This is a genomic window from Pseudorhodoplanes sp., from assembly GCF_050250235.1.
Taxonomy (GTDB): domain Bacteria; phylum Pseudomonadota; class Alphaproteobacteria; order Rhizobiales; family Xanthobacteraceae; genus Pseudorhodoplanes.
Genome location: NZ_JBFWPA010000224.1, coordinates 1 through 6,266, shown reverse-complemented (window position 1 = coordinate 6,266; position 6,266 = coordinate 1). Strand labels below are relative to the sequence as shown.

The window sequence follows — 6,266 nt, the reverse complement described above, 5'->3', positions numbered from 1 at the left end:
CGGCCGTAGCTCTTCAGCGAGCGCTTCAATTTTGTCCGCAAACATCAGGTTCGCGACCGTTGGAACGATTACGCCAACCAACGGTGTGCGCGACAAGCCGAAATTGCGTGCGAGCAGGTTGGGAATATAGCCCAGTTCCTGCACCGCCTTAGTCACGCGTTCCCGCGTCTCCGGCGAGACATTGCCCGAATTCGCAAGCACGCGTGACACGGTAATGGTCGACACGCCGGCCCGGCGCGCGACCTCCCGCATCCCTACGGGATTTTCGCTCCCTTGCCGCTTCACTTGACGCCGCTCCTGCCTGCTGCAATGTTACCGGTAACATTGCCTGATAGCAGCGTTCCGCAGACCCGGACCGCTGGCAAAGACCCCCCAAAGGGCGTTCGGGCGCGGGTACCATTCAATGGGAGGAAAAACATGAAACGACGCCAGTTCCTGAAAACCGCCGCCGGCGGTGCAATCGGTGCAGTTGCCGCACCTTATATTTCGCTCGCGCAAGCGCAAACTAAGACGATCAGGGTGAGCCGCCTTCCTTGGGGCGCGATCAATTCCTGCACGACCGCCCTCATGATCAAGGACAAGATGATCGAAGCTGCCGCCGGTGAAATCGGCTTCAAGGCATCGGTCGAATGGCGGGATTACCCCGCAGCACAGCCTTCGGTCGAGGGCATGCGCGCAGACGCCCTTGATATCGGCCTTTGGGGAAACACCCCAGTCATCCGTAGCGTAGCCCTGAACATGCCGATCAGCATGTTGCTCTTGGGAGAGGGTCGCCTGAACTTCCAGATTTGCGTCCGCCCCAACTCGCCGATCAAGAACCTGAATGACCTGAAGGGAAAGCGCGTTGGCACCTTGCTAGGTGCGGATCCGCACTTCTTCCTCTCCACGGTGCTCGGCGCCTATTTCGGCGATCCGAACCCTGCGGCGCACAACATCCAAATGGTCCAGGTGCCGAGCTTTGCGCAAGCCGCAACCATGCCGGAAGGCATCGATGCCGTCAGCATCATCACGCCGGCTTACCTGAAGGGTGTTGCGGACAAACGCCTTGTTAAGCTTGTCGACAACTACGGCAAGACCGGTGCGGCCTATGACGGCCCCGAAGGAAAAGGCGCTGACATTCAACTTCCGCAGTTCAAGAAGTCCGCGTTCTTCCCGGAGAGCTTTTATCTTCATCGCACGATCTGGATGACACGCAACAAATTCGCGCAGCAAGAACCGCAATCGGTCGAGGCTTTCGTTGTCGCGCACGAACGCGCAGTAAAGAAGGTTGCTGCGATGAAGCCGGAAGCGGCTGCTGCACTCGCTAATGACTTCTGGAAAGTAGATCCGAAGGAAGGCGCGGTGATCGTGCAGGATGATCTGCTCTATCGGCGCTCGTGGGGCTGGCTCACCGAAGGCGACCTAAGCGGCCTGACCGTCAATAGCAAAACAATGGTTGACGCGAAAATCCTCCAGTCGCCCATTGATATGGAGATCATTAAAAAGAACGTCTCGCCCGTGCAGAAGATTGCAAAATCTGCCTATGATCGGCTGAAGCATCCGGCGGCAGCGGAATTCACCCGCCCGGATCAGGACATCCGCGGCAAGCCTTTCTGGGAACTCTAAGCAATTGACCGATGCGCGCTCTTCTAGCCGCACTTGCTCTTCTCGTGCTGTGGACGGCCGCATCGGCCATTCTCGGCCCAGTTCTGCTACCGTCACCTTTGGCGGTGGCAGAACGCGCGGTTGACCTCATACGAAGCGGCGAACTGCTCGACCACTCGCTGACTTCTCTCCGTCGTATGGCGATTGGATTTGGAACCGCGCTGCTATTCGGAATCCCACTCGGGATCCTAATGGGACGTTCGCGAGTGATTTCCGATTTGCTGCTGGTGCCAATCGAACTTCTTCGCCCTATCAGCGGCATTGCCTGGATTCCGGTAGGGCTTTTCCTGTTCGGTGTCGGCGAAAAGCTGCCGATTTTCATTATCGCCTATGCCGCGTTCTTCCCGATCCTGTTGAACACGGTCGAAGGCGTCGAAGCCGCGGGACAAAGGCTTGTTGTCGCCGGCCGGGTGCTCGGCGCCTCCGGCATCAAACTCTACACGCGCGTCGTTATTCCCGCCGCAATGCCAAAAATTCTGAATGGCGTCCGAGTCGGCCTCGGCATCGCATGGATGGCAATCGTCGCGGCGGAGTTCATCGGCGCTCCATCCGGCCTCGGCTACATGATCGAATGGTACAGGACGATGCTCAGCACCGAGAGCGTCATCGCCGCGCTCATCACGATCGGATTGATCGGCGCCGCAATGGACTTGTCCGCACGTCTGCTCGCCCGAAAGTTCGCGGCCCATGAGTAGATCGTTGACAACTCTTGGGAAGCGCTCGGCGTTGATCGTGCTCACCCCGCTACTTTTGCTCGCGCTATGGGCGCTAAGCGCGGCAGCCTACAAATCCATTCCTTCACCTCACGACGTGTTCTTCGCCATCGCACAATCCTTGACGAAGCGATCGTCGCTGATCGGCATTGGCTACAGCCTGTGGCGGGTCGCCATCGCAATGCTCATTGCCATCGCGCTTGCCATTCCACTGGCGGCCATGGCCGTTCATCGCGGTATCCCGTCGGGGGTCTTGCTGCGCCTGGTAAACAGTTTCCGGCCGATTGCGCCGATGGCATGGATTCCGATCGCCATTCTCTGGCTTGGTTCCGGTGATGGCGCTGCGATTTACATCGTCACTTACGCGGCTTTCTTTCCGGTTTTCGCAAATCTCGTCGATGGAATCCGCACCGTCGATCAGCGTCTCGTCAATGCCGCAACGGTGCTGGGAGCCGGCCCCTTCGCAAGGATATGCCGTGTCGTTATCCCGGCAGTCATGCCCTATTTCCTCACCGGCGTGAGAATTGGCCTTGCCAGCGGCTGGGGCGCGATCATTGCCGCAGAGCTTGCGATCGGCGCACGTGGCGATGCCTACGCCTCCGCCGGCATCGGCCAGATGATGTACATCGCGATCGCTTACGACCTAAACCTGAACACCATCATTTCCTTGATGCTTACCGTCGGCATCATTGCGCTGGTGTTCGATCTCTTCATCCGCGCAATGCGCGACCGCATCGTATTTTGGTATCAGGGCCAATAGCTATGGCAGCGAACTCTATTCTGGAATTCAGTCAGGTAGTCCAGCGCTTTGATGTCGGCAATTCCGATGACGCGACTGCGGCCCTCGGACCTATCGATCTGTCGATACAACGCAATGAAATCGTTGCATTGGTCGGACCGTCCGGATGCGGAAAATCAACACTGCTCTCGATCGCCGCTGGATTGCGCCGCCCGACCTCGGGAACGGCTCTTTATAACGGCGCCGAAATCAAACGGCCCGACCCGAAGCGCGGTCTCCTGTTTCAAGACTACGCGCTGTTCCCCTGGCTCACGGTCGCCGAGAATATTTCATTCGGGCCCGATGTGCGCGGCGCAGCGCGTGCAAACACACGAGAGAAAACACAACAGCTGGTCAAGCTCGTGAACCTCGACGGCTCCGAGAGCAAGTATCCGCATGAATTATCCGGGGGCATGCGGCAACGTTGCGCGCTTGCGCGAATGCTCGCGAACGACCCGGAAGTACTGTTGCTGGACGAACCCCTTTCCGCGCTCGACGCGCAAACCAAGATCGTGCTGCAGGAAGAGCTTCTTCGCATCTTCGAAGGCGGCAAGGACGGCTCGACCCGCACCGCGGTTATTGTCACGCATTCGATCGAGGAGGCGATCTTTCTGGCCGATCGGGTTATCGTCATGTCACGTCGCCCAGGCCGCGTGCGCCAGGAAATCAAAGTGCCCTTTCCCCGCCCTCGAACGCGCGACATTCAAAAAACCGCAGCCTATGCCGAATTATCGGAGCAGATTTGGCAACTTATTGCGCGTGAAGTCGTCGAAGCGATCAACCAATGAACAAGGATATGTTGACCGGCGGCGACATTGTCGCCCGCTTTCTGAAGTCGGCTGGCGTCACCGAAGTCTATGGGATTCCAGGCGGCCATACGTTGGGCCTGAACGAGGGGTTCGTTCGCCACGGGATCGACTTCATCACATTCCGCCACGAATATGGCGCAGGCTGCGCCGCTGCTGCTTTTGGACGCGTGACCGGCCGCGCAGGGGTGGCGATGGTCACCTGCGGCCCCGGCGTCACGAACGTCGCAACCGCGATGGCGGGGTCGCTGAAAGACGGCAATCCGCTTTTGCTGCTTTCGGTGAACAATCGCAGCGAGCACATCGGCTGGGGCGACGCACAGGACGCCGACGCCATTGCCATTCTTGGAAGCATTTCGAAATTCAGCATCCATGTCGCGCATATCGATGCGCTTCAGCCCGCTTTGCGGCGGGCATGGCGTATCGCTCACAGCGACCGCCCCGGACCTGTTCACCTCGATCTTGCGCGCGAAGTAGCCGAAGATCCCCTCTCTCACAGGGTTGAGGCATTTGATACCGCCGGGATCGCGCGAGCTGCTGCATGCAAACCGCAAGCTGATGCGATTGAGGAAACGCTGGAATTGATGGGAGCAGCGAAGCGTCCAATTCTCTGGATCGGTCGCGGTGCGCTATCGGCTTATCAGTCCGGCCAGTTGAAATTGCTTGTCGAACGCCTCGGTATTCCCGTGCTCTCGACTTTCAATGCCATGGAAACGGCAGGCGCCTTCGGGGAGCTGAGCTTCGGCGTGCTTTCGCGCGTCGGCACAAGTTTGACACGGCAAATCCTTGCGGAAAGCGATTTTGTGCTTTGCCTCGGCAATAGCCTGAATGGCGTCAGCACAAAGCGCTGGACCATGAAGATACCCACCTTCGTGCAAGTCGATGTGCGTGCGGATCAGCTTTCAGCAATCTATAATCCGCATGTTTCGATCATCGCAGACGCCGGGGCATTCTGCGACGACGTTGTCGCGCGTCTCGATGCGAACCCCCTGAAGGCCGACTGGAGCGAATGGCGCAACGCATGCCATGAAATGCGAAACTCCTGGAGTGACCGTATCAATCAGGCAGTCAACGCCGCGAGCGGTGAGCCGATTTCCCCCATTGCGCTCATGCATTTGTTTGCCAAACTCGACATGGACGATGGCGCAAACTGGTCGATTGACGCAAGCAACCCGGGCATCTGGGCGCATATGCTGCGATTTCGAAACAACGCGCGAGTGCTACGCCCGGTCAACTTCTCGAATATGGGCTTCGCACTAGGCTCCGCGATCGGAATTGCGCTGGCAGATCGCTCGAAGGGAGTTGTAAATGTTCTGATCGGCGACGGCAGCATGGGCATGTCCCTTGGCGAGCTTGAGACGATCAAGCGCTTGCGCGTTCCGGTCCGGATTTTCGTAATGAACGACTCAAGCCTGAGCAACATTCGCCAGGAAGTCACCTACAAGTTCAAGCGTAACGAATCCGGTTTCGACTTTACGGACGTTCGATTCGATAAAATCGCAGAAGGTTTCGGAATTCCAGCCGCCAGAATTTCAAAACTTGACGAACTCGAAGCGCAATTGCGAAGCGAGCCCGACGAATTTCCACGACTCTACGACATCGTGATCGACAGAGCGCCGTCGGTATGGACGGATATGGTATAATCAATTGCGTACCATCATTGGCATTGACATAGGCACGTCCGCCACGCGCGCGACATTGATCGGCATCGACGGTACCCAATTGTGTGTTGCCTCCCGTCCGCATCGCGTGAGCGAGCCGAAACCCGGCCATGTCGAGCACGATGCTGAACGGATGTGGTGGGACGAAGTATGCGAAACGTTGCGCGAAATTGCTGAAAAACGCCCGCAGCAAGTCAGCAAGGCGGAGGCGATCGGTATTAGCGCCATTGGCGCGAGCATCGTCCCGGTCGATGCCGAAGGCAAAGCGCTGCGGCCTGCTATACTTTATGGCGTCGATCGCCGCGCGCTATCGCAAATAGCATCGCTGGAAAACAGGCTTGGCGCCGATGAAATCTGCCGCAAGACCGGCAGGCAACTCTCCAGCCAAAGCGTCGGGCCAAAAATTCTCTGGATCAAGGAGAACGAGCCCGAAATCTATAGCCTCGCACAAGCCTTTTTGCCGCCGACCGCATTCGTCTCGAAGCGACTGTGCGGTGTAAGCGCGATCGACCTGCACACTGCGCTGACGCTTGACCCTCTTTTCTTGCCTCGAGAAAAGAAATGGAATCCCGACTTTCTCCCTCTCATCTGCCGGACCGATCAGCTCCCGCAGGTACACAAAGCCGGCACACCGATAGGAAAGCTCAGCGCCGAAGTCGCGACT

The 6,266-nt window shown here is 58.1% G+C and carries 7 protein-coding genes and 1 pseudogene; 7 read left to right on the top strand and 1 reads right to left on the bottom strand.

What is annotated here, in order from left to right:
* On the bottom strand, positions 1-252 hold a 252-nt coding region (locus AB7F49_RS37070; RefSeq protein WP_428532264.1), incomplete at its 3' end, for a LacI family DNA-binding transcriptional regulator.
* A 165-nt stretch (positions 253-417) separates the two neighbouring features.
* Between AB7F49_RS37070 and AB7F49_RS37065 the strand changes: the two genes are divergently transcribed.
* The 7 genes and pseudogenes from AB7F49_RS37065 to AB7F49_RS37035 all read left to right on the top strand — a co-directional run.
* Positions 418-1,605, top strand: coding sequence for an ABC transporter substrate-binding protein (locus AB7F49_RS37065; RefSeq protein WP_428532261.1), 1,188 nt, complete (start codon positions 418-420; stop codon positions 1,603-1,605).
* An 11-nt stretch (positions 1,606-1,616) separates the two neighbouring features.
* Complete coding sequence (locus AB7F49_RS37060; RefSeq protein ID WP_428532258.1) at positions 1,617-2,339, top strand: ABC transporter permease; 723 nt, start codon at positions 1,617-1,619, stop codon at positions 2,337-2,339.
* A complete protein-coding gene (locus AB7F49_RS37055; RefSeq protein ID WP_428532255.1) occupies positions 2,332-3,117 on the top strand; it encodes an ABC transporter permease in 786 nt (261 codons plus the stop codon). The genes AB7F49_RS37060 and AB7F49_RS37055 overlap by 8 nt, the downstream gene beginning before the upstream one ends.
* Positions 3,099-3,923 (top strand): ABC transporter ATP-binding protein, encoded by an 825-nt coding sequence (locus tag AB7F49_RS37050; protein ID WP_428532252.1) that lies wholly within the window; start codon positions 3,099-3,101, stop codon positions 3,921-3,923. The genes AB7F49_RS37055 and AB7F49_RS37050 overlap by 19 nt, the downstream gene beginning before the upstream one ends.
* Positions 3,920-4,213: pseudogene (locus tag AB7F49_RS37045) on the top strand (thiamine pyrophosphate-binding protein); the annotation flags it as partial. The gene AB7F49_RS37050 and the pseudogene AB7F49_RS37045, both read left to right, overlap by 4 nt.
* Before the next feature lie 132 nt (positions 4,214-4,345).
* Positions 4,346-5,584 carry a thiamine pyrophosphate-binding protein gene (locus AB7F49_RS37040; protein WP_428532267.1) on the top strand — a complete coding sequence of 413 codons (1,239 nt, stop codon included), beginning with the start codon at positions 4,346-4,348 and terminating at the stop codon, positions 5,582-5,584.
* Positions 5,585-5,588: 4 nt separating this feature from the next.
* A partial coding sequence (locus AB7F49_RS37035; protein ID WP_428532249.1) for an FGGY family carbohydrate kinase occupies positions 5,589-6,266 on the top strand: 678 nt, incomplete at its 3' end.